The organism is Roseibium salinum (genome assembly GCF_026240905.1).
Classification (GTDB): domain Bacteria; phylum Pseudomonadota; class Alphaproteobacteria; order Rhizobiales; family Stappiaceae; genus Roseibium; species Roseibium salinum.
In genome coordinates, this window is sequence record NZ_JAPEVI010000003.1 from 61,554 (window position 1) to 82,712 (window position 21,159).

The window sequence follows — 21,159 nt, forward strand, 5'->3', positions numbered from 1 at the left end:
GACGGTCAGACGGCTTTATTCAGCCGCCTGCCGGGTGGATGTGGTTTCCTGTTCGGCCAGGAACTTTTCGGCTTCGAGGGCGGCCATGCAGCCCATGCCCGCGGCCGTGACGGCCTGGCGGTAGATGTCGTCCGTAACATCGCCGGCCGCAAAGACGCCGGGGATGGATGTTCTGGTCGAGTCCGGCGCGGTGACCATATAGCCGTTCGATTTCAGCTCCAGCTGATCCTTGAACAGTTCGACGGACGGCGCATGGCCGATGGCGATGAACACGCCATCTGTGGAAATGTCCTGCATGACGCCGGTCTGGGTGTTTTTCAGGCGGATGCCGGTGACGGCCTTCGGAACGCCGCCGCCGAGGATCTCGTCGACCTGATGGTCCCAGATGACCTCGATTTTCGGGTTCTGGAACAGGCGGTCCTGGAGGATCTTTTCGGCCCGCAAGCTGTCGCGCCGGTGGACCAGGGTCACCTTGCTGGCAATATTTGCCAGGTAAAGCGCCTCTTCAACGGCGGTGTTGCCGCCGCCTACCACGACGACTTCCTTGTTGCGGTAGAAGAACCCGTCACAGGTCGCGCAGGCGGAAACGCCGGCGCCCATGAAATCGGTCTCGGACGACAGCCCCAGCCAACGGGCCTGGGCGCCGGTGGCGATGACGAGGGTGTCGGCCGTGAAGACGGTGCCGCTGTCGGCTTCCAGACGGAAGGGACGCTGCGACAGGTCGGCCTTGACGATCGTGTCGTAGACGATCTTCGTGCCGACGTTTTCCGCCTGCTTCTGCATCTGCTCCATGAGCCACGGGCCCATGATCGGGTCGGCAAACCCGGGATAGTTCTCAACGTCGGTGGTGATCGTCAGCTGACCGCCCGGCTGAATACCGGCCACCAGCGTCGGCTCGATCATCGCCCGGGCGGCATAGATTGCCGCGGTATAACCGGCTGGACCGGATCCGATGATCAAAAGCTTGCTGTGTTCCGTGCTCATGAAGCGCACCTTTTTCTATTTGCCAGATCAGATTTTCTGCATTCAGGCAAAGGCCACCTGGATGCGGAGAAGCTGACCGTTCTCAGCGTAGCGGGCATCTTGTCCGCGACCTGTCGCGGGCGGAAGATCCCGGTTCAACCGTTCAAGGCTTTCTACCTCGCTGCCTGTGTGCTCTGAAATCCGTCAAAATACGTTCCGCAATGATGGGTGTGGCGTCTATCGGCTCGTAGGTAGTGGTTTTCAACGGGCCTGGGAAGGGGTGAATGACACCCAGGTGTTCCAAATTCCCCAAAAACCGGGTGATCTTGTCATGTCCGCCGCTGGGTTTGAAGACGTGCACCGGTTTCCCGGTCACCGTGGCCTCACCGATCATGTTGGTCGAGTCCGCCGTTGCGACGATCGCATCGGCCTTGGCCAGGTAGAGCCCGAGCGGGTTTGGCGCTGCGCCCGTCCAGTAGAGATGACCGCCGGCCTTGGCGAGGCTGGACAGAGAATAGGCCAGGCCCGCCGGTGTGCGCCGCGAGGCGGTGATCAGGAGCTTCGCGCCGTCCTCCCGCACCATCCGGCGCAGGCCGGCGAGAAACCGGCTCTGGTCGTCCTCGGTAAACTTGTGGTGGCGGCTGTCGCCTCCCACGAGCACCGCAACCCGGGGATGGGCCAGCCTGTCGATCTCGGGCACCTTCTCGCCTCTGAGTTCAGCAAGCCTGCTTGCGGAGAAGCGGTGCGGCGAGGTTGGCGTCACGAGCACGTTGCGGCCCCGCAACTTGTCGTGTTCGGGCACCCAGATGAGGTCGGCCGCGTCCGGTCCCGTGCGCGGGTCCTTCAGAAAAACGGTAAAGGTGTCTCCCCCGGAGAGCCGCTTGATCCTGCGCAGGTAGGCAGCCGCCCGGCGGCCGGAGGCGATGGCGATATCCGGATAGGGCGGGGCGATGGGGCTGCCGGGCCGCGTTTCCCATTCCCCCGGGTCGGTCGGGCCAAAGGGCAGCCACCAGGAAAAGGGCGCGCGGGGCGCGACCTGGCGGGTCTCATACGGGCAGTCCAAAGCCTGTGCGACGCCGACGCACTGGGCAACATCACCGGCTTTGCCGTCCGTGAGAATCCAGATCGACGAGGGGAACGTCTCCAGCGGGCTATGCATTTGAGGAGAGTCCCTTGTCGCAATCTTTCGAATTAGTGCGCATTTTTGTTATAGTCTTGCACAAACGCGCAAAAAATCATAATCCGGCACCGGACAGATACGTTAGCGCGGGACTTCCCCGTCCCGCAAGACGCCATACCCCGTTCGGTGGCAATCATCCCCATCAAGAGACGGTCGGCGAAGCTCGAAGGAGACAGGTTTGAAAGCGCGCCTTGATGCCATTGACTGGCAGATCCTGAAGGAATTGCAGGACGACGGCCGGATGACCAATGTTGAGCTGGCCCGCCGGGTCGGGATCTCCGCGCCCCCGTGCCTGCGCCGCGTGCGGGCACTGGAAGAAGCCGGGCTTATTCTGGGATACCGGACGCTGCTGGACGAGAAGCAGCTGGGTTATGACGTCACGGCCTTTGCCATGGTCGGCCTGCACAGCCAGACCGAAGCGGACCTGATTGCTTTCGAAGAGACCGTTCAAAAGTGGCCGCTGGTGCGGGAGAGCTACATGCTTTCCGGCGAGGTCGACTTCCTCCTGAAATGCGTCGCTCCCGACCTGCAGACCTTCCAGAACTTCATCATCCGCGAACTTACCGCCGCGCAGAATGTCGACAGCGTGCGCACGGCGCTGACCATCCGGCGGACGAAGGACGAGCCGGCGGTGCCGATCGCCTGAACGAAATTGCCCTGCCTTCGTCGCGAAAACGAAGGCAGGCGCCTCATCTGATTGAAGCTTGAAAGGATGCTCAGGCCGGAGTCAGTTGAACTTGACTGCCACGATCTCGTAGGAGCGGGCCCCGCCTGGTGCGGTCACTTCGACGCTGTCACCGACGGTCTTTCCGATCAGGGCGCGAGCGATTGGTGAAGAGATTGAGACCTTGTTCTGCTTCACATCGGACTCGACGTCGCCGACGATTGTGTAGTGCTTTTCTTCTTCCGTGTCCTCATCGATCAGGTGCACGGTGGCGCCGAACTTGATAATGTCGCCCGACAGTTTGGTCACGTCGATGACTTCAGCACGCGACAGCTTGTCCTCGAGTTCCGCAATACGGCCCTCGTTCAGGCTTTGGGCTTCCTTCGCGGCATGGTATTCGGCGTTTTCCGACAGATCGCCATGCGCACGTGCTTCAGCAATGGCATCAACGATGCGCGGACGCTCAACCGTGGTACGTGTCTTCAGTTCGTCCTGAAGCATTTTGTAACCGGCGGAGGTCATCGGAACTTTTTCCATGGGTCTCAGACCTTCAGCTTATTGGGTCCTCCTTTTTGGGACCGCGCTTTTGCAAAAAACAAACCAACCGGGAAAGGACGCCCTTTCCCGGCCGGTCAGGTGTATAATAGCCCTAGCCGAAGTAGGATTGTAAAGGTCTTACTTCAAGGCTCCCCGCCTTATGTGCGGCGATACCTTTTGCTGCGGCGACAGATCCTGCAAGGGTCGTGTAATACGGCACCTTGTTGAGGAGTGCTGCACGACGCATCGACCGGCTATCGGCAATGGCCTGCGCGCCTTCCGTCGTGTTGAAGACAAGCTGGACGTCACCGTTCTTGATAGCATCGACGATATGCGGGCGCCCTTCAAGCACCTTGTTGATTTTCTCTGCCGCAATGCCGTTCTGTTTGAGGAATTCCTGCGTGCCGCCGGTGGCGATGATCTTGAAACCGGCGGCTTCCAGGTTGCGCACCGCCTCCACCACGCCGGCCTTGTCATGGTCGCGCATGGAGACGAAGACCGTCCCGTGGTCCGGGACACTGACACCGGCCCCGAGCTGCGCCTTTGCAAAGGCCTTGCCGAAGGCGGTGTCGAGGCCCATCACTTCGCCGGTGGAGCGCATTTCCGGGCCGAGGATCGTATCGACGCCGGGGAAGCGCGCGAACGGGAAGACGGCTTCCTTGACCGCGATGTGGTCCAGCTTCTTCTCCGACAGATTGAACGAAGCGAGGCTTTCCCCGGCCATGATCCGGCTCGCGATCTTGGCGACCGGCGCGCCGATGGTCTTGGCGACAAACGGCACGGTCCGGGAGGCGCGCGGGTTCACTTCAAGGACATAGATCTCGCCGCCCTTGATGGCATACTGCACATTCATCAGACCGCCGACTTCCAGCGCCAGCGCCAGAGCCTTCGTCTGGAGCCTGAGTTCCTCGATCAGGTCTTCGGAAAGCGAAAAGGGCGGCAGGGAACAGGCGCTGTCACCGGAGTGGATGCCGGCTTCCTCGATGTGCTCCATGATGCCGCAGACAAAAACGTCCTTGCCGTCGCTGAGCGCGTCGACGTCAACCTCGATCGCGCCTTCCAGGTACCGGTCGAAGAGCAGCGGATTGGTGCCCAGGACCGTGTTGATCTGGCCGGTCTTGTCGTTCGGGTACTTGGCCCGCACTTCGCCGGGAACAAGTTCCGGCAGGGTGCCGAGCAGATAGGAGTTCAGCCCTTCTTCGTCGCGGATGATCTGCATGGCGCGGCCGCCCAGAACGTAGGACGGGCGGACAACAAGCGGCAGACCCAGCTGACCGGCGATCAGGCGGCCCTGTTCGACCGAATAGGCAATGCCGTTTTCCGGCTGCTTCAGGCCGAGCTTGTCCAGCAGTTTCGCGAACCGGTCGCGGTCTTCGGCAAGGTCGATCATGTCCGGCGAGGTGCCGAGGATCGGGACGTTGGCCTTGACGAGGGCCTGGGCCAGCTTGAGCGGCGTCTGGCCGCCGAACTGCACGATGACGCCGTGAAGCGTGCCGTTTTCGTTTTCCTTGCGGATGATTTCCAGGACGTCTTCGGGCGTCAGCGGCTCGAAATAGAGCCGGTCGGACGTGTCGTAGTCGGTCGAAACAGTTTCCGGATTGCAGTTGACCATGATGGTCTCGAACCCGGCGTCTTCGAGGGCGAAGGCGGCATGGCAGCAGCAATAGTCGAACTCGATGCCCTGGCCGATCCGGTTGGGACCGCCGCCCAGGATGACGACCTTCTTCCTGTCGGAAGGATTGGCCTCGCAGGCGGGCTTGCCCATGAAGGGGGCTTCATAGGTGGAATACATGTAGGCGGTCGGGGAGGCGAATTCGGCGGCGCAGGTGTCGATGCGCTTGTAGACAGGATGAACATCCAGTTCCTTGCGCAGCTTGACCACATGGTTCGCATCCACGCCGGCGAGGCTTCCCAGGCGTTCGTCGGAAAAGCCCATGGCCTTCAGCTTGCGCAGGTTTACCGCATCCTGCGGCAGGCCGATCTTGCGCACCTTGGCTTCCGTGGCCACGATATCGGCGATCTGATCCAGGAACCAGGTGTTGATGCCGCTGGCCTGGTTGATTTCCTCCACGCTCATGCCAAGGCGCATGGCCTGGGCGACGTTGAGCAGACGGGTGGGCGTCGGGATGGCCACGGCGGCGCGCAACGCGTTCCTGTCGTCGCCCTGGTCGAGGCCCGGGATCTCGGTCTCGTCGAGGCCGTTGAGGCCGGTTTCCAGGCCGCGCAGCGCCTTTTGCAGGCTTTCCTTGAACGTGCGTCCGATGGCCATGACTTCGCCGACCGACTTCATGGCAGTGGTCAGCGTCGCTTCGGAGCCCGGGAATTTCTCGAAGGCAAAGCGCGGGATCTTGGTGACCACATAGTCGATGGTCGGCTCGAAGGAGGCCGGTGTGGCGCCGCCGGTAATGTCGTTTTCCAGCTCGTCCAGCGTATAGCCGACGGCAAGCTTGGCCGCGATCTTGGCGATCGGGAAGCCGGTCGCCTTGGAGGCGAGCGCCGACGAGCGCGAGACGCGCGGGTTCATTTCGATCACGACGAGGCGGCCGGTCTCCGGATTGACCGCGAACTGGACGTTCGATCCGCCGGTTTCGACGCCGATTTCGCGCAGCACCGCAATCGAGGCGTCGCGCATCATCTGGTATTCCTTGTCCGTCAGCGTCAGGGCCGGCGCGACGGTGATGGAATCGCCCGTATGGACACCCATCGGATCGATGTTTTCGATCGAGCAGATGATGATGCAGTTGTCCGCCTTGTCGCGGACCACTTCCATCTCGTATTCCTTCCAGCCGAGCAGGCTCTCGTCGATCAGCACCTGGCCGACCGGTGAGGCGTCGATACCGGAGCGGACGATGGTTTCGTATTCTTCCCGGTTGTAGGCAACGCCGCCGCCGGTGCCGCCGAGCGTGAAGGCCGGGCGGATGATGGCCGGCAGGCCGATCTCATCGAGGGCGCGCATGGCCTCCAGGTAGCCCGCGTTCCGGTCGTAGCCGGTGATCTTGCCGTTCGCGCCGCGGATGGGTGGTGAGGCGGCGATCAAGGCGCGCGGGTTTTCCAGGCCGATCGCGTCCATGGCGGCGCGGAATTTTTCCCGGTCCTCGGCCTTTTCGATTGCGTCGGCCCGCGCGCCGATCATCTCGACACCGAACTCTTCCAGGACGCCCATCTCCTGCAGATCGAGCGCGCAGTTGAGCGCCGTCTGTCCGCCCATGGTCGGCAGCAGGGCGTCCGGGCGTTCCTTTTCGATGATCTTCGCCACGAGTTCGGGCGTGATCGGTTCGATGTATGTGGCGTCGGCGAGCTCCGGGTCCGTCATGATGGTTGCCGGGTTGGAGTTCACCAGGATGATGCGATAACCTTCTTCGCGCAGAGCTTTGCAGGCCTGGGTGCCGGAATAGTCGAACTCGCAGGCCTGGCCGATGACAATCGGACCGGCACCAATGATCAATATGGAAGAGATATCTGTGCGTTTTGGCATCTCGGCTCGCGGCTCGCAGCGGCCAATCCGGATAAGCGGGGGCCGCTATTCGGTTTGGCTCTGGTGTTGAAGTGAATGACAGTATTGGCTGAGCGCGTCTTATAGGGAAAAGCGAAGCGCTAGGAAACCCCGGGCGGACATCATGGCGGCGTTTTTATTGGCCGCAATGCGCAGTTTATTCCTTATCGGGCGATTCGAGGGCCAGCGGCATCGTGGTCTGACCGTCGAAATCGCCCACGCCCTCGGTCAGAGCATAGCAGGCCAGGCGCACGGACTTGGGTATTTCGACGGGCCGGCCGTCGCGATTGCCCTTCTCATAATACTGGATCATGCGCTTCTTCAATCCGAGTTGTTCGGCGGCGTCCTTCTGTTTCAATCCGAGTTTCCGGCGCCAGTGGCGAAACTGCTGCGGGGTCATGGCGGACCCGGAGTTCTTTGGTTTTGATTCGGCCATTTACTATTGTTCCGGAATACCTTGGTTCCCTTCAGTTCGGGTCGGGAGAGCACCCGTCGACGATCCAGACACAAATAACCTGAATGTCCGATTGTCAATCGGGAAGTGCACAATGTGCTCTTTTTGTGCGATAGTTGCGTCGGCGGTCTTGCCCCGGTGTTCACGTCCGTGTCTGCAGGCCGGTTTCAGCCTGTGGATTTAACCAAATGCGGACTCATGGTTAGCGCAAGGCGGATACACGCAGTGCGTGTAATTCCCGGGGTGCTTTCTATCTACTTAAATGAACATGAGAAAAGTATTTGAGGTGCTCCGTGACACCTGGGACGTATAGACCTTGCAGGCTCTGCAATAAGTTTCAGGAACTGTCGGAGGAAAAACAAGCGATATTGTCGGAATAGGAAAATCCGCTGACCGATTGCGTGTTTTTTACAAGTCTATTTGTTCGCCTTGAATTATCGATAATCAATCTTACTAGAAGAGTGTATTGTAAATGCCTTGCGAAAGTTATTTATAGTTGTGCGATCTTGCTGCTGATTCTCGAGTTTTCGGCTCATAGGACCTCAAACTTCTGCGTAATCTGGATAATAATTCCGTTTTTGGCGTAGATTTTAACTGTCAATTCGGTGTATTAGTCTAGCGCTTAGTGTCAATGTGAGTTTGGCGTTCGGGGCTTCTGCAGTCGTGAGCACTATGCTTGAAGCTACAGAGGTCGCTTTGCGGAGCTAGTGGGACCTGACGGCCTGGTAGTGGGACCAGGACGTTGGAAGCGTCGCAAGAATACACGCCAGATTTGGAGTAAATAAAGATAAGATCGGGCTTAAAAGCATGAACAATACAGCTGCCAAAATTGTCGCGGTGCCGGATATTGCCGGCCCGGGACAGAACGTTGTGCTGGATGATCGCGCTCTTGCGATTTCCGAAATGTCCGAGCGGTTCGATGTAACCCTGCGGACCTTGCGTTTCTATGAGGAGAAGGGTCTCCTCAATCCCGTGCGCAAAGGCGCTCGCCGTTTCTACGGCGCCCGGGACGTTTCGCGAATGCGCGTCATCCTGCAGGCCAAGAAGATCGGCCTGACGCTGGCGGAGATCCGCAGGGTCATAAAACTGGTGGAAAGCAATGCAAATCGCCAGGACCAGTTCAGGGAAATCCAGGAAATCTGCAGAAGTCAGCAGGAAATCCTTGTTGAACAAAAGCAGATGCTGGACGAACAACTCGCGGAAGTGGAAAACATCCTGTCGGACTTCGATGAACTGATCGGCTGATCAGCAGAAAAGACGGACAGCGTAAAAGAAACCCCGGACTGCAGGCCGCAGTCCGGGGTTTCTTTTATTGCAGCGGAACACGTCAGGCCGCGTCGGCAGACTCCATCATGTCGGTGAACCGCTTGAACAGGTAATGGCTATCCCGCGGCCCCGGAGAGGCTTCCGGGTGGTACTGAACGGAAAAGACCGGCTTGTCCTTCATCGCGAGGCCGCAATTGGACCCGTCGAACAGCGAGACATGGGTCTGCTGGACATTTTCCGGAAGGCTGTCGGCATCGACGGCGAAACCGTGGTTCATCGAGGTGATCTCGACCTTGCCGGTCGTGTGGTCGAAAACCGGATGATTGGCGCCATGGTGCCCCTGGTGCATCTTGACGGTCTTGCCGCCAAGGGCCAGGGCCAGCATCTGATGGCCGAGGCAGATGCCGAAGGTCGGCACGCCGGTCTCGACGACCTTGCGGATCGTGCCGACCGAATAGGCGCCCGTTGCGGCCGGGTCGCCCGGACCGTTGGACAGGAACACGCCGTCGGGCTTGTGCCCCAGCACTTCCTCGGCCGTGGCGGTGGCGGGAAGTACGGTAACATCGCAGCCGGCTTCCGTCAGCAGGCGCAGGATGTTGCGCTTGATGCCGTAGTCGATCGCGACGACCTTGTATTTGCCGCCCGTTTGCTCTGCGAAGCCCTGGTCCCATTTCCACGTGGTCTGCGTCCAGGGAAAGGACTGGGTGGTGGAGACCTCCCTGGCGAGGTCCATTCCCACGAGCCCGGGCCAGTTGGCGGCAGCCGTTTTGAGGCTATCCACATCAAACTTGCCGTCCGGCGCATGCGCGATCACGCCGTTGGGCACACCCTTCTCACGGATCAGGGCGGTCAGGGCGCGCGTGTCCACGCCGCTGATGCCGATCATGTTGCGGCTTTTCAGCCAGACGTCGAAATGTTTCGCGGCCCGGTAGTTGGCCGGATCGGTGATCTCTGCCGCCAGAACCACGCCGCGGATACCGCTGTCCGCAGCCATATTGACGGTTTCGATGTCCTCGTCATTGGTGCCCACATTGCCTATATGAGGAAAAGTGAACGTAATGATCTGGCCGCAATAGGACGGGTCGGTCAGGATCTCCTGATAGCCCGTCATGGCGGTGTTGAAGCAAATCTCACCAACAGCTTGACCGGTGGCGCCGAGGCCTTGCCCCTCGATAATACTGCCATCGGAGAGCACAAGCAGGGCGGTCGCCGGGGGCTGTGACCATGCGTCTGCAGTCGTCATGTCTTGTTTCCAGAGTTTGTTGGTGACATCATGCGCTGCAGAAAGGCGCCTGGATCGGGGCGAATGAACCCGCAATTGGCCGTCTGCATCAAGCGCGGGACTCTATGGGAAGCGACTGGGATCGTCAATATTGATCCGCTTAAAAAAGCTCTTTAAAATTCAATGGCTTGGCTGAGAGATAGCTACAGGTGCCCAGTGCATCATGCCTCAGTGCGGCAGGGGGTAGTATAATCATGCGCGAAGCTATGCGCGAGAAAATCAATGCTGCCTTGAAGGCGGCGCAGGATGAAGGCGACAAGCGCCGGTGCGCGACATTGCGCCTGGTCCAGACCGCCGTGAAGGATCGTGAATCCGCTGCCAGGGAAAACGGCAAGGACGGCGTCAACGAAATCGAAGTCGTCGAAATCCTTCAGAAAATGGTTCGTCAACGGGAAAGCTCCGCCATCGAGTTCGAAAGCGGCGGCCAGCTCGACCTGGCCGAACAGGAACGTGCCGAACAGGAAATCATCCGCGAGTTCCTGCCGGCGCAGTTCAGCGAGGACGAAACCAAGGCCATTTGCGAGGCGACGGTCAACGACATCAATGCCCGGGGCCTGCGCGATATCGGCCGGTGCATGAGTGAACTGAAGACGCGCTATCCGGGGCAAATGGACTTTGTCCAGGCTTCCTGCTTCCTCAAGGACATGCTGCGCAGCGAAGGCGCCGGACCGTCCGCCGAGGGATCGGACGACGCGGGCAAGGGTTGAGCTTCGGCGCCAGCCCACCTTTCCTGACAGGTCTTGCGGCAATCGCGGTTCGCCCGGTGAGAGAGACTGGCGCCGACCGACAAGAGGCTCTATTTTGTCGGATCTTCCTGGCGGCGGCGACGCTGCGAGGTGATCTGTCCATTCACTGAAGTATCAAGGGCCATCCGCGTTCCATGCGTTTCGAACCGCGCCTTCTCGATGAAATCCGCGCCCGGCTCTCCCTGTCGGACATCGTCGGCCGACGGGTAAACTGGGACCGGCGAAAGACGCAACCGGGCAAGGGCGATTTCTGGGCCTGCTGCCCGTTTCACCAGGAAAAGAGCCCGAGTTTTCACGTCGACGACCGGCGCAACCGCTACAAGTGCTTCGGTTGCGGTGCTTCCGGCGACCATTTCACCTTTGTGTGCGAAACCGAAGGCCTGAGCTTCCCCGAAGCGGTGGAAAGGCTTGCCGAGCAGGCGGGCGTTGCGCTGCCGGCGCCGGATCCACAAGCTGCGCGGCGGGAGAAAAGGCGTGCCGGCCTCGCGGAGATCTGCGAAATGGCCGCGCGGTTCTTTCAGGCCGAATTTGCCGGGCCGCGCGGGGCGGAGGCGCGGGCCTATGCCGCAAAGCGCGGACTTGATCCGGAAACCCTTGGCGAATTCCGCTTCGGCTTTGCGCCCGACAGCCGGGACGCCCTGAAATCCTATCTGGCCGCAAGGGATGTGACGGAAGCGGGAATGATCGAGGCAGGGCTCCTCATCAAGCCGGATGACGGCCGTCCCTCCTATGACCGGTTCCGCGGCCGGCTGATGATCCCGATTCAAGACGACAAGGGGAGGGTGGTGGCCTTCGGCGGGCGCACGCTTCTGCCGGACGGGCAGCCGAAATACCTCAACTCCCCGGAAACGCCGCTGTTTCACAAGGGGGCCATGGTGTTCAACGCCCACCGGGCGCGGGAGCCTGCCTTCAAGACCGGTGAGGCGGTCATCGTGGAAGGCTATCTCGATGCCATTGCCCTGTGGCAGGCGGGCATTCGCCATGTGGTCGCCTCGCTCGGCACGGCCTTTACCGAAGAGCAGGTCGTCCGGCTGTGGAAATTCGCTCCCGAACCGGTGATCTGCTTCGACGGTGACGCGGCGGGTGTTTCGGCGGCGCATCGGTCAATCGACCGGATCTTTCCGGTCCTCAAGAGCGGCTATTCCTTCCAGTTCTGTTTTTTGCCGGACGGCATGGATCCGGACGACCTCGTCAGGCAGCGCGGGCTGGAGGGGTTCCACGCCGAGGTTGGCAGGGCGCAGTCGCTGTTCGCCGTGGTGTGGGACCGGGAAATCTCCGTTTCCCGGCTCGATACGCCGGAACGCAAGGCGGCTCTTGAAAAGCGCTTTGACGATCTGATCGGCACCATCCGCGACGAACGGGTGCGCCGGCGCTATCAGCTCGACCTGCGCTTCAAGCTGTCGAACCTCTTCTTCGAGCAGGCGCGGTCTTCCAGGCGGGACGGCAGAAAGGGCTCGGAAAACCTTTCGTTCCCCGGCACCGCCCGCGAACGGGTCGCGGCGAGCGATGATTTCGGCATGGAGCGGCTGCTGCTCGGTCTCAGCGTGCGTTATCCGCATCTGCTTGACCGGAATTTCGAACGTTTTTCCAGGCTGCCCTTTGGCAACGAACTGCATCTGCGCCTGCGCGACGTGCTGTGCCGGATCGTCGACGACCTGGAAGCGACGCCGGTCGCCGACCTGACGAGTTCCCTCGATGAGCCGCTGCGCGACATCATGCATGAGATGCTGCTGGAAACGATCGGCCTTCAGGAGCAGAAGAAAGCCGAGTTCTTTGTGCTGAACCACCGGTTTCCGCTGTTGAAGTCCAATCCGCCGGAGGATTTCGTCGAGGCGGCCTTCCTGCATTTTCTCGATCTTCTAGAATTGAACGCGCTCGAGGCCGAGCTTTCCACCGAGCTTGCCAGCGCCGATGAGCAGCTTGACGAGCATTCATGGCGGCGCATTCAGGCGCTGACGCAGGACCTCAGCAGACGGCGCGAGGAATGCGCGCGCGACGAGGCCGAGCTTGCGGAACGGGCAAAGAAGATCAGAACGGCACCGCCTGCGGCGGCCGCGGTGCATTGAGATCGCGGGGGCTACGGGCAAAACCGGAGATCCTTTTTTCGCCAGAGGCTTAATTCTCACCGCGAACAGGCGCGCAGGATCGGCGGAAAAGCTTGAGCATCCGGATTTTTTACGATTAAACTGTGCTCAGGCTGGTAAAAAGTGCGTTTTCCAATTGACCAATCACGAATCGCTCTTGCGAATCGTGGGCGTCGAGCTAAATAGGAGGTTTGCAGCCTCGCGCGCCGTAGCCTTTAAGCCTGCTAGCGGCCAATAGTCTAAAAAGAGCTGCGAACCCGTTTGAATATCGCTTCCGTATTCGCTTTTCGAATGGGAATGAGAATGACCGCGTGCTTCGTCGATGCTGAAAATCACGATATCGACTCGAGTACGGTTAATTGGGACTTAAGGGACACGGCTTACAAACCAATCGCAAGTTGATTCTTTCGGACGCCGCCGCGAAAGCGATGCCGGGGCGCCGGGATCGAATTGGATTGAAGCTAAATCAGGGGCGCTGCGCGGCCGCACGGGCCGCGAACTGGAGCACGAAATGGTAGCCAAAGCGACACAAGCAGACGACACTCAGGAGCAGAGCGCGGACGGTCCGGATGGTCCGCTGCTGGACCTGTCGGATGCCGCTGTCAAGAAGATGATCAAGGTCGCCAAGAAGCGCGGCTATGTCACCTATGACGAGTTGAACGAAGTTCTGCCCTCCGAACAGGTGTCCTCCGAGAAGATCGAGGACACCATGTCGATGCTCTCCGACATGGGCATCAACGTGATCGATTCCGAAGACGCCGATGAGGTTCCGGACGAGGTCGACGGCGGCGAGCTGGTCGCGGCAAGCCCCAGCGCGGTGGCCAAGACCACGACCACCAAGGAGCCGGCGGACCGGACCGATGATCCGGTGCGCATGTATCTGCGCGAGATGGGCTCCGTCGAGCTGCTCTCCCGCGAGGGCGAGATCGCGATCGCCAAGCGGATCGAAGCCGGCCGCGAAGCGATGATCGCGGGTCTCTGCGAAAGCCCGCTGACCTTCCAGGCAATCATCATCTGGCGCGACGAGCTGAATGACGGACAGGTGCTGCTGCGCGACATTATCGACCTTGAGGCGACCTATGCCGGTCCCGATGCCAAGGCAGGCCCGGCCGTTGCCAATGACGACGTGGCGCCGGGCACCCGCGCCGAGCCTGCGGCAAGCGACATGCCGGATGAAAGCGAGAGCTCCGAGGACGGGGACGATGAGGATGACGACGAGTTCGAATCCAACGTTTCGCTGTCTGCCATGGAAGCCGAGCTGAAGCCGGGCGTTCTGCTGACCTTCGACAATATCGCCGACAACTACAAGAAGCTGCGCCGCCTGCAGGACCAGCTGGTGGAGAACAAGCTGGCGAACAAGACGCTGTCGCCCAGCCAGGAGCGCCGCTACAAGAAGCTGAAGGAAGACATCATCGTCGATGTGAAGAGCCTGTCGCTCAACCAGAATCGTATCGACGCTCTGGTGGCCCAGCTCTATGACATCAACAAGCGGCTGATGGGCTATGAGGGCCGTCTCCTGCGTCTTGCCGACAGTTACAATGTCGACCGTACCGACTTCCTGAAGCAGTATCAGGGGGCCGAACTCGACCCGAACTGGCTGCGCAAGGTGGCGAACCTGTCCACCCGCGGGTGGAAGAACTTCATTGCCAAGGAAAAGGAAACCGTCCGCGAGCTGCGTCAGGACATCCAGACGCTGGCGACCGAGACGGGCCTTGAAATCACCGAGTTCCGCCGCATCGTCGCGATGGTGCAGAAGGGCGAGCGCGAAGCGCGCATCGCCAAGAAGGAAATGGTCGAGGCGAACCTGCGTCTCGTGATCTCCATTGCCAAGAAATACACCAACCGCGGCCTGCAGTTCCTGGATCTCATCCAGGAAGGCAATATCGGCCTGATGAAGGCGGTGGACAAGTTCGAGTACCGGCGCGGCTATAAGTTCTCCACCTATGCGACGTGGTGGATCCGGCAGGCGATCACCCGTTCGATCGCCGACCAGGCCCGCACGATCCGCATTCCGGTGCACATGATAGAGACGATCAACAAGATCGTGCGTACCTCGCGCCAGATGCTGCACGAGATCGGCCGCGAGCCGACCCCGGAAGAGCTGGCCGAAAAGCTGCAGATGCCGCTGGAAAAGGTCCGCAAGGTCCTGAAGATCGCCAAGGAGCCGATCTCCCTGGAAACGCCGATCGGCGACGAGGAGGATTCGCACCTGGGCGACTTCATCGAGGACAAGAACGCTGTCCTGCCGATCGATGCGGCCATCCAGTCGAACCTGCGCGAGACGACGACGCGCGTGCTTGCATCGCTGACCCCGCGCGAGGAACGTGTCCTCAGAATGCGGTTCGGCATCGGCATGAACACCGACCACACGCTGGAGGAAGTCGGCCAGCAGTTCTCGGTCACGCGCGAACGTATCCGCCAGATCGAGGCCAAGGCGCTCAGGAAGCTGAAGCACCCGAGCCGGTCGCGCAAACTGCGCTCCTTCTTGGACAGCTAAGCCGCTGACCGGACGCCAAGACAGAAACAGAATGAACCCGGCTCCAGTGCCGGGTTCAGGCTACTTAGAAACCTTCAGGTCGTCATTCCGGACGGGAGATCCGGGACCGGTGAGCTGAGGTCTGTCAGATGGAAGAGGAAGACTTCCTGGCTCTCCGATCCCGGCTCGCGCTGCGCTTGGCCGGGATGAAGAGGGAGAGGAAGTCCTTCGTCAGCAAGTTAAACCCGGCGCCTCTGCCGGGTTTTTTATTGGGGCCTGTTGTTCTAGAACGGCAGGCGTTTTCAGATTCAAGGCCTCCATTTTGGCACTAATCGCAGCTAAGCAAGAGCCGATGGAAGAGGCGCGTTATTCCGAACGGCGGTTTCTGGCAGCGGGTCTCGCCGTCTCGCTGTTGCTCCACGTCCTCGTCGCCGTGGTGCTGGTGACCAATTTCCAGCTCTCGGTGCCCGAGCCGCCGGTCGACCCGATCGAAGTGGAACTGGTGCCCGACACGGAACCGCGGACCGAGGAGACCGAAATCCCGGAGCCGGAAGAAGTTCAGCCCGAAGAGGCCGAACCGGAGGCACCCGTGCCGGCGCCCCCGCCGGCCGAGCAAGCCGAAGCTCAGGAGCCGCCGGCCCCAAGCGAGGCACCGGTGATGCAGCCGGTGGAAGAGTTCGGCGAAGAGGACACCGGACCGCAGGCCCCCGAAGAAGAGACGGTCGAAGAAGAGACGGCGGAGGAAGTGCCGGCCGCCGAAGAAGAGGTGATCGCGGAGGCTGTGCCCGATACTTCCGATGAACCGGCCCCGCAAGAACCTGACCCGGCACGGCCGGACGGGCAGGACGTCGCCGTTGCCGACGAAGTGTCTGAACCCGAGGAAAACCCTGAGCTTCAATCCGGCGCGGAGACGGAAGCAGAGGCGGACACTGCCGACGAGCAGGTGGAGGAGGGGCCCGTGGATGGGGAGGCGCCGGCACAGGATTTCGGCACCGTCGGTCCGATCGTGACGGCGGTCCGGCCTGCTCCGAAACCCGCCCGGCCGTCAGCGCCTCCGGCCACTGAAGAAGCGGCAAGCCCGGGTGGCGGCGGAGCGGCGGCAGGCATGCTCTCGGCGCGCGAACTCTTTTCCGAGAACATTCTGAGTGACCCACGGGCGCAAACCGCCATGAGGGGAATGCCGCCCGGCGAGAGGCTGAACCTGTTGTGCATGACGGAACTGCGCGCGCAGCTGACGGTGACCAGTCCGCAACCGCCCGAACTCCTGCCGACCTTCCGCCCGAGAAACGGCAATGTGCTGGAACCGGCCAGGGCCGCGTTCCGCTCCGGCGGCAGATGGTACGATGTCGCCTTCCGCTGCGAGACGGACAGAGATGTGACCAGGGTTCAGAAGTTCGATTTCAGGATCGGACAGCCGATCCCGCCCGGCGAATGGGCGGAGCGGGGTCTGTCGGGGTTCTGACCGGACGTCTGAGGTGTCCGGCTCACCTGGAAGGAGAAACCGAACCCTTGTTCACGGCATATCATAGATGTCAAGCGTCCCGAGGGGGCCGGTAATCAGGGTTTTCTGGGATTCGAAGGGGAAGGAATCGAACGAGGCAAGGGTTCCCTGGTCCGTGGGGACCGGTTTTGCCAGTGCGCTTGTGCCGTCCGCTCCGACGAAATAGCCGATCCGGAAATACGCGTTCATGGGTTGCGTGCCCCGGGCCGGCGGGATGTTGTCAGTGTCGGTGTAGGGCGTCCAGGGAAAAACCGGCTGCACTTGCCTGACGGTCTTGTCGACGGAATGGCCCGGCTTGATGGCGGTTACGAAGGGAATATTGACCGTCTCGACCCGCATGCCGTCGGGCACGGGAATGACTTGACGGCTGAGAACCAGCTGACCGCCTTCGATCGTGGCATAGCACGGATCGACCAGCGGATAAACCGATCCGTCATAGTCCGCGTGCACCATGTCGAAGAGGTAGACCGTCCCGCCGGTATCGTTCGTTACCCGATAGGAGAGCAGGAGCGAATGGCCTTCCCCGGTGAACCGTGCCGTAAGTGTGATGTCATTGTTCTGACTGGTGACCGATGACATTGCAGCTGCCTCTTCTTAAGCGCGCTTGTGAGGTCGATACATGGCAGGCCGGACCGGACCCGGCGCCGATCCATAGTAGGGCCCCAGGTTTTGCGCGAATGAGTTGCTGGCCCGCCTCCGGCAGCCGGGCCGCCCACCGGCACCTGCGCCACCTCAGCCGGATGTTCCGATCAGCACTGTCGGAAATCCACTAACGATTGCCCCGCCCTTCAGTGTCAGGTCAGTCATGCGGGCCGCCGGCAGCTTTTCGACCAGCACGGTCCAGGCTCCTGTAACGATCGGGTCGCCGCCGACCGGCGGCGGGGGGCCGAGACAAACGCACAAGTCGGTGACGCGGGCTTGAGGCATCTTGCCCGTCAGCACGGAATAGGCACATTTGTAAGCAATCGGCGCAGGCACACCCGCACAGCTTGGGCAGGTATGCATATCGGTCAGTCGGGCGGCAGGGAACTTCATGGAAAGACCAACTCCTGTGAAACACTGGGCAAAATCTTCACGGGTGGGGCAATTTTAGTCAATGCTGTTACGTCACACTTTTCGCGTTTCCCGATAGGAGCGAGCGACCGTTCCAGGCTGGCTCGGCCCTCAGGAAGCGTGTCTCGGGGAAGGTATATGGTCTTGTCAGCAATGACGATTTGTATAGTGTGGGCGAACTTCTTCAATCTGAAGTGGTGATCCGAAGCGGCTTGTCCATAAGTTTGATCGAGGAAAAGAATGAGCTTTTACAACAAGGTGGCACCTTACCTTCAAAGCCTTTTGCGCATTGTGAGCGGTCTTCTGTTTCTCGAACACGGGACGGCCAAGTATCTGGGTTTTCCGCCCAGCGACTTTGCCGGGACTTCCGTGATGAGCATGGGTGGTGTTGCCGGGCTGGTCGAACTGGTCGCCGGAGCCCTGATCGCGGTCGGCCTGTTGACGCGGCCCGCGGCGTTCCTGGCATCCGGAACCATGGCTGCCGCCTATTTCCTCGCCCACGCACCGCAAGGCTTCCATCCGCTGCTCAATGGCGGTGCGGAAGCCATTCTCTATTGCTTCATCTTTCTCTTCCTGGCCGCGGCCGGCCCCGGTCCGCTGAGCCTGGAGCGGCTGCTCTTCGGCAAGGAAAAAACGGCGGGCCGGTCCTGGGGCTGATCCGCCCGGCGGACTGCTGGCTCCGGTCGCGCCCCAAATGCCGTCATTCCGGCGCGGGAGTGAGATACTTTGCCGGCACGGCATCCGTCAGCCAGACGCCGTTCTCCGTTCGGTAGAAGACATGGCCGGCGAGCCCCATGGGGCACGTCGCGATTTGCAGAACGACGGGTTTTCCGTGCCGGGCTCCTACCTTGACTGCGGTTTCGAAATCGGACGACAGATGCACATGGTGCCGGTTCATGGGTTTGAGACCCTCCTTCAGGATGAGCGGTAGAGCCCGGTGAGCCGTTCCATGGAACAGGCGGGCGGGGGGCTCGGAAGGCTCCAACCCGAGGTCGATCCGGACGGAATGTCCCTGCCGCGCGCGGATCATCGTGCCGTCCTTTGAAAATTCGAATCTCTGCTTGTCGTTGGTCTCGACCACCCGCTCAAGGTGTTCGCGGCGGCAGGCAAGACCCGTCTCCCTGAAAGCGCGCAATAGCTCGCCAACGTCGGCCCAGCCGTCTTTCGTGAGTTCAATCCCGGCGTCCTCCGGCCGGTGGCGGAGCCAGAAAGACATGCGTTTGGAAATGTCTGTTTTCATAAGGTCATCAGTTCTTAAAAAATACTTCGGACAGGCGCTCAAGCGATGAGCTGGGCAGTCGGGCACCCAGCAAGGGCGCGCTCCTGACAAGACCATTCGTCAAAGCTCCCGTGGCGGATGTTGCCGCCCAGAAAGGTGAACGGCGCGGAGGGTGTCCGCGCCGTCCGGTTCTTGTTCAGGCCGCGCTTTCGTCCCGCAGCCTGACGAGGTCGTTCATCAGGCCGCCGGTTCCGTTGTGGATCGTCAGGCGATCCACCTTTGCGGCGATGGATTCAAGCGCTTCCAGTTCCTTCAGCCGGAGCATGACCGGGTTTTCGGCCATGACCTTTGCCGTGTTCAGAAGCGAACGGGTTGCGTTCGTTTCTTCCCGGCGCCGGATCACGTTGGCTTCGGCTTCCTTTTCCGCCGTGACCACCTTGTTGAGGATTTCCCGCATTTCGCCCGGCAGGATGACATCCTTCAGGACGATGTCGGACACCTCGACACCGATCATGGCCATGTCGGCCCTGATCTTGTCGGCGGCTTCGGCGTTGACCTCGCCCTTGCGTTCAAGGATCTGGTCGAGCTTCAGCGCGCCAAGGTGCTGCCGGAACACCAGCTGCAGCGCCCGGTACAGCGTGTCGGCGAAGTCCTTGACCTCGGTTGCGGCCTTCACCGGATCAGCCACGCGGTACTCCGCGGACAGGTTGATCCGGATCGTGACACGGTCGAGGGTCAGCACTTCCTGACCGGTGACGTCCAGGCTCTGCCGCTTCAGGTCGATGATCCGCTGCGTCACGGTCCGGCCCGCCTTCCAGTAGGCGTGGAGGCCGGCCTCCAGCACCTTGGTCAGCACGCCGTCCATGTGAAGGAGCGCCACGCTGCCCTCGGTAACCGGAACGATCACGAACTGCTGCGTCTGCCGGGCATCGCCCAGCCGGCGCATCAGCTTCGGCGACAGCTCCGGGTCCGCCTCCGTGTCGAACAGCTCCCAGGTCCACGGGCCGGCTTCACGCCACAGGACAAGCCGCTCATCCGGCCCAAGGACCGTGTGAACGCGGTTGTCCCGTTCCAGCACGGCGACTTCGCCCGGCTTCGTCCGCACGACCGTCAGGTGCCTTTCCGCAACTTCGGGCAGCTTGTCGAAAAGAGCCTTCTCGTAATCGGACCGGAACTGCGGCTGTGCCAGGTTGTGACGCTCGATCACCAGTGTGCCGCGCATGGTCGCGAGGCTGTGTTCACCTGGTCCGAGGATACCCTGGAGTTCACCCTTGGCCAGGTGAACCGCCCGTTCGTTTTCAGAAATCAGCACGCGGGTGCGCCCGCGGATCTTGTCGAGAAAAGTCTTCATTTCGATGTTCCTTCCATTGCGCTAATGCACTTGGATTTTCCTTTCGTGGTTGATGTCGGTTGGGGGTCGGAGAAATCCGCTCACTTGCGGAGCGAGCGGGGCGAAAACAGTGAGACCTGAAGAGAGCACAAGTGCTCAGGCCGGGTCCTGAACCAGAGGGCGTTACGGCGGACAGGCAGGTTGCGCCCGTTCGAAAACCGGCGGCTCCGGCAGGTCAGCGGTGCGGCCTTGGCATAAGACCGGGCAAGAGCGCCCGACGTCGGCAGGACGAGCGCATGGCAAACGCCTTGCAGCTCAACCGGCTTCCGCAAGCCTCTTCAGATCCCCAATTGAAACAGCTCCCAAAGCTGGCGGCTTTACAGGCCTTACCGGCGTTTGACGGCCGGCACGATGGAGCGGGGATCGAACCCGCGACCCTCGGATTAAATGTCCGATGCTCTACCCAATTGAGCTATCCAATGGTGCACATGACAGGACTCGAACCTGTTGCCTCCGGGCAATATATCCGGCGTTCAACCTTTGAACTTCATGCGCTGGCATCCGATCTTGCCGTGCAGCATCCGTACATGAAGTCGGCAGGGCCGGATCATGTGGGCGGCAGAAAACAGCCGAGCCGTTGATGTCTGCGCCGGTATAGCGATCGGTGGCGGAGCTAATACGTCAAGCCGTGCGGTCGTGGCAACCGGAAATTCCCGTTCCGTGCCGATTTGTTGTTTTTGGGTTACAGTTCGTTGCGTTTCTGCAACAGTTCGGGCTGCAGTATACAGGTCTTGTTGAGAGAGCGGTTACTGCCCGCGTTCCGGTGACGTTCCCAAAACCAGTTCAGGCATGGCCCTTGCGTCGCACACAACGTGAAGGCAAACTCGGGCGTGAAAAACGTGTCCCGTACC

The 21,159-nt window shown here is 60.9% G+C and carries 17 protein-coding genes and 1 tRNA gene; 7 read left to right on the plus strand and 11 right to left on the minus strand.

Annotation, left to right across the window (positions count from 1 at the left end; genetic code table 11):
* Positions 1–15: 15 nt before the first annotated feature.
* Positions 16–984, minus strand: coding sequence for a thioredoxin-disulfide reductase (gene trxB / locus ON753_RS04675; RefSeq protein ID WP_265961412.1), 969 nt, complete (start codon positions 982–984; stop codon positions 16–18).
* A gap of 142 nt (positions 985–1,126) precedes the next feature.
* Positions 1,127–2,122, minus strand: coding sequence for a mitochondrial fission ELM1 family protein (locus ON753_RS04680; RefSeq protein WP_265961413.1), 996 nt, complete (start codon positions 2,120–2,122; stop codon positions 1,127–1,129).
* Between the two features lie 199 nt (positions 2,123–2,321).
* Between ON753_RS04680 and ON753_RS04685 the strand changes: the two genes are divergently transcribed.
* Positions 2,322–2,789 (plus strand): Lrp/AsnC family transcriptional regulator, encoded by a 468-nt coding sequence (locus ON753_RS04685; RefSeq protein WP_265961414.1) that lies wholly within the window; start codon positions 2,322–2,324, stop codon positions 2,787–2,789.
* 81 nt (positions 2,790–2,870) lie between these two features.
* Here ON753_RS04685 and greA read toward each other — a convergent pair whose 3' ends face one another.
* The 3 genes from greA to ON753_RS04700 form a co-directional block, all read right to left on the minus strand.
* Positions 2,871–3,344: a transcription elongation factor GreA gene (gene greA, locus ON753_RS04690; RefSeq protein WP_265961415.1), complete on the minus strand. Its 474-nt coding sequence runs from the start codon at positions 3,342–3,344 to the stop codon at positions 2,871–2,873.
* 112 nt (positions 3,345–3,456) lie between these two features.
* On the minus strand, positions 3,457–6,819 hold the full coding sequence (carB, locus tag ON753_RS04695; protein WP_265961416.1) for a carbamoyl-phosphate synthase large subunit: 3,363 nt from the start codon (positions 6,817–6,819) through the stop codon (positions 3,457–3,459).
* Between the two features lie 175 nt (positions 6,820–6,994).
* Entirely contained in the window at positions 6,995–7,273 is a 279-nt protein-coding gene (locus tag ON753_RS04700) for a helix-turn-helix domain-containing protein (protein WP_265961417.1), read from the minus strand.
* An 825-nt stretch (positions 7,274–8,098) separates the two neighbouring features.
* Here ON753_RS04700 and ON753_RS04705 point away from each other — a divergent pair.
* Complete coding sequence (locus ON753_RS04705) at positions 8,099–8,536, plus strand: MerR family transcriptional regulator (RefSeq protein ID WP_265961418.1); 438 nt, start codon at positions 8,099–8,101, stop codon at positions 8,534–8,536.
* 82 nt (positions 8,537–8,618) lie between these two features.
* Here the strand turns inward: ON753_RS04705 and carA are convergent, their stop codons facing one another.
* The gene (gene carA / locus ON753_RS04710) at positions 8,619–9,800 is read right to left on the minus strand and encodes a glutamine-hydrolyzing carbamoyl-phosphate synthase small subunit (protein WP_265961419.1); all 1,182 of its coding nucleotides are present in this window, start codon (positions 9,798–9,800) and stop codon (positions 8,619–8,621) included.
* 233 nt (positions 9,801–10,033) lie between these two features.
* On the opposite strand from carA, the gene ON753_RS04715 reads away from it, so the two are divergent.
* The 4 genes from ON753_RS04715 to ON753_RS04730 all read left to right on the plus strand — a co-directional run bounded on the left by ON753_RS04715 (position 10,034) and on the right by ON753_RS04730 (position 16,607).
* Entirely contained in the window at positions 10,034–10,546 is a 513-nt protein-coding gene (locus ON753_RS04715; RefSeq protein WP_265961420.1) for a GatB/YqeY domain-containing protein, read from the plus strand.
* A gap of 173 nt (positions 10,547–10,719) precedes the next feature.
* Entirely contained in the window at positions 10,720–12,651 is a 1,932-nt protein-coding gene (dnaG, locus tag ON753_RS04720; RefSeq protein WP_265961421.1) for a DNA primase, read from the plus strand.
* 529 nt (positions 12,652–13,180) lie between these two features.
* Complete coding sequence (rpoD, locus tag ON753_RS04725) at positions 13,181–15,166, plus strand: RNA polymerase sigma factor RpoD (RefSeq protein ID WP_265961422.1); 1,986 nt, start codon at positions 13,181–13,183, stop codon at positions 15,164–15,166.
* A 331-nt stretch (positions 15,167–15,497) separates the two neighbouring features.
* Positions 15,498–16,607: a DUF930 domain-containing protein gene (locus ON753_RS04730; protein WP_265961423.1), complete on the plus strand. Its 1,110-nt coding sequence runs from the start codon at positions 15,498–15,500 to the stop codon at positions 16,605–16,607.
* A gap of 51 nt (positions 16,608–16,658) precedes the next feature.
* Here ON753_RS04730 and ON753_RS04735 read toward each other — a convergent pair whose 3' ends face one another.
* Together ON753_RS04735 and ON753_RS04740 are read right to left on the minus strand one after the other, a co-directional pair.
* Complete coding sequence (locus ON753_RS04735) at positions 16,659–17,225, minus strand: hypothetical protein (RefSeq protein ID WP_265961424.1); 567 nt, start codon at positions 17,223–17,225, stop codon at positions 16,659–16,661.
* Between the two features lie 153 nt (positions 17,226–17,378).
* Positions 17,379–17,681, minus strand: coding sequence for a PAAR domain-containing protein (locus ON753_RS04740; protein WP_265961425.1), 303 nt, complete (start codon positions 17,679–17,681; stop codon positions 17,379–17,381).
* 258 nt (positions 17,682–17,939) lie between these two features.
* On the opposite strand from ON753_RS04740, the gene ON753_RS04745 reads away from it, so the two are divergent.
* A complete protein-coding gene (locus ON753_RS04745) occupies positions 17,940–18,356 on the plus strand; it encodes a DoxX family protein (protein WP_265961426.1) in 417 nt (138 codons plus the stop codon).
* A 43-nt stretch (positions 18,357–18,399) separates the two neighbouring features.
* Here ON753_RS04745 and ON753_RS04750 read toward each other — a convergent pair whose 3' ends face one another.
* The 3 genes from ON753_RS04750 to ON753_RS04760 all read right to left on the minus strand — a co-directional run bounded on the left by ON753_RS04750 (position 18,400) and on the right by ON753_RS04760 (position 20,803).
* Positions 18,400–18,939 carry an RNA 2'-phosphotransferase gene (locus ON753_RS04750; RefSeq protein ID WP_265961427.1) on the minus strand — a complete coding sequence of 180 codons (540 nt, stop codon included), beginning with the start codon at positions 18,937–18,939 and terminating at the stop codon, positions 18,400–18,402.
* A 175-nt stretch (positions 18,940–19,114) separates the two neighbouring features.
* The gene (locus tag ON753_RS04755; RefSeq protein WP_265961428.1) at positions 19,115–20,269 is read right to left on the minus strand and encodes a slipin family protein; all 1,155 of its coding nucleotides are present in this window, start codon (positions 20,267–20,269) and stop codon (positions 19,115–19,117) included.
* A 459-nt stretch (positions 20,270–20,728) separates the two neighbouring features.
* Positions 20,729–20,803, minus strand: a tRNA-Ile gene (locus ON753_RS04760).
* Positions 20,804–21,159: the final 356 nt, after the last annotated feature.

Excerpts from the sequence above, each read along its gene's own strand:
- ON753_RS04750 (WP_265961427.1), bottom strand. The coding sequence starts at position 18,939 with ATGAAAACAGACATTTCCAAACGCATGTCTTTCTGGCTCCGCCACCGG.
- ON753_RS04680 (WP_265961413.1), bottom strand. The coding sequence starts at position 2,122 with ATGCATAGCCCGCTGGAGACGTTCCCCTCGTCGATCTGGATTCTCACG.
- carB (WP_265961416.1), bottom strand. The coding sequence starts at position 6,819 with ATGCCAAAACGCACAGATATCTCTTCCATATTGATCATTGGTGCCGGT.
- trxB (WP_265961412.1), bottom strand. The coding sequence starts at position 984 with ATGAGCACGGAACACAGCAAGCTTTTGATCATCGGATCCGGTCCAGCC.
- ON753_RS04745 (WP_265961426.1), top strand. The coding sequence starts at position 17,940 with ATGAGCTTTTACAACAAGGTGGCACCTTACCTTCAAAGCCTTTTGCGC.
- rpoD (WP_265961422.1), top strand. The coding sequence starts at position 13,181 with ATGGTAGCCAAAGCGACACAAGCAGACGACACTCAGGAGCAGAGCGCG.
- ON753_RS04730 (WP_265961423.1), top strand. The coding sequence starts at position 15,498 with ATGGAAGAGGCGCGTTATTCCGAACGGCGGTTTCTGGCAGCGGGTCTC.
- greA (WP_265961415.1), bottom strand. The coding sequence starts at position 3,344 with ATGGAAAAAGTTCCGATGACCTCCGCCGGTTACAAAATGCTTCAGGAC.
- ON753_RS04735 (WP_265961424.1), bottom strand. The coding sequence starts at position 17,225 with ATGTCATCGGTCACCAGTCAGAACAATGACATCACACTTACGGCACGG.
- dnaG (WP_265961421.1), top strand. The coding sequence starts at position 10,720 with ATGCGTTTCGAACCGCGCCTTCTCGATGAAATCCGCGCCCGGCTCTCC.
- carA (WP_265961419.1), bottom strand. The coding sequence starts at position 9,800 with ATGACGACTGCAGACGCATGGTCACAGCCCCCGGCGACCGCCCTGCTT.
- ON753_RS04715 (WP_265961420.1), top strand. The coding sequence starts at position 10,034 with ATGCGCGAAGCTATGCGCGAGAAAATCAATGCTGCCTTGAAGGCGGCG.
- ON753_RS04705 (WP_265961418.1), top strand. The coding sequence starts at position 8,099 with ATGAACAATACAGCTGCCAAAATTGTCGCGGTGCCGGATATTGCCGGC.
- ON753_RS04740 (WP_265961425.1), bottom strand. The coding sequence starts at position 17,681 with ATGAAGTTCCCTGCCGCCCGACTGACCGATATGCATACCTGCCCAAGC.
- ON753_RS04755 (WP_265961428.1), bottom strand. The coding sequence starts at position 20,269 with ATGAAGACTTTTCTCGACAAGATCCGCGGGCGCACCCGCGTGCTGATT.
- ON753_RS04700 (WP_265961417.1), bottom strand. The coding sequence starts at position 7,273 with ATGGCCGAATCAAAACCAAAGAACTCCGGGTCCGCCATGACCCCGCAG.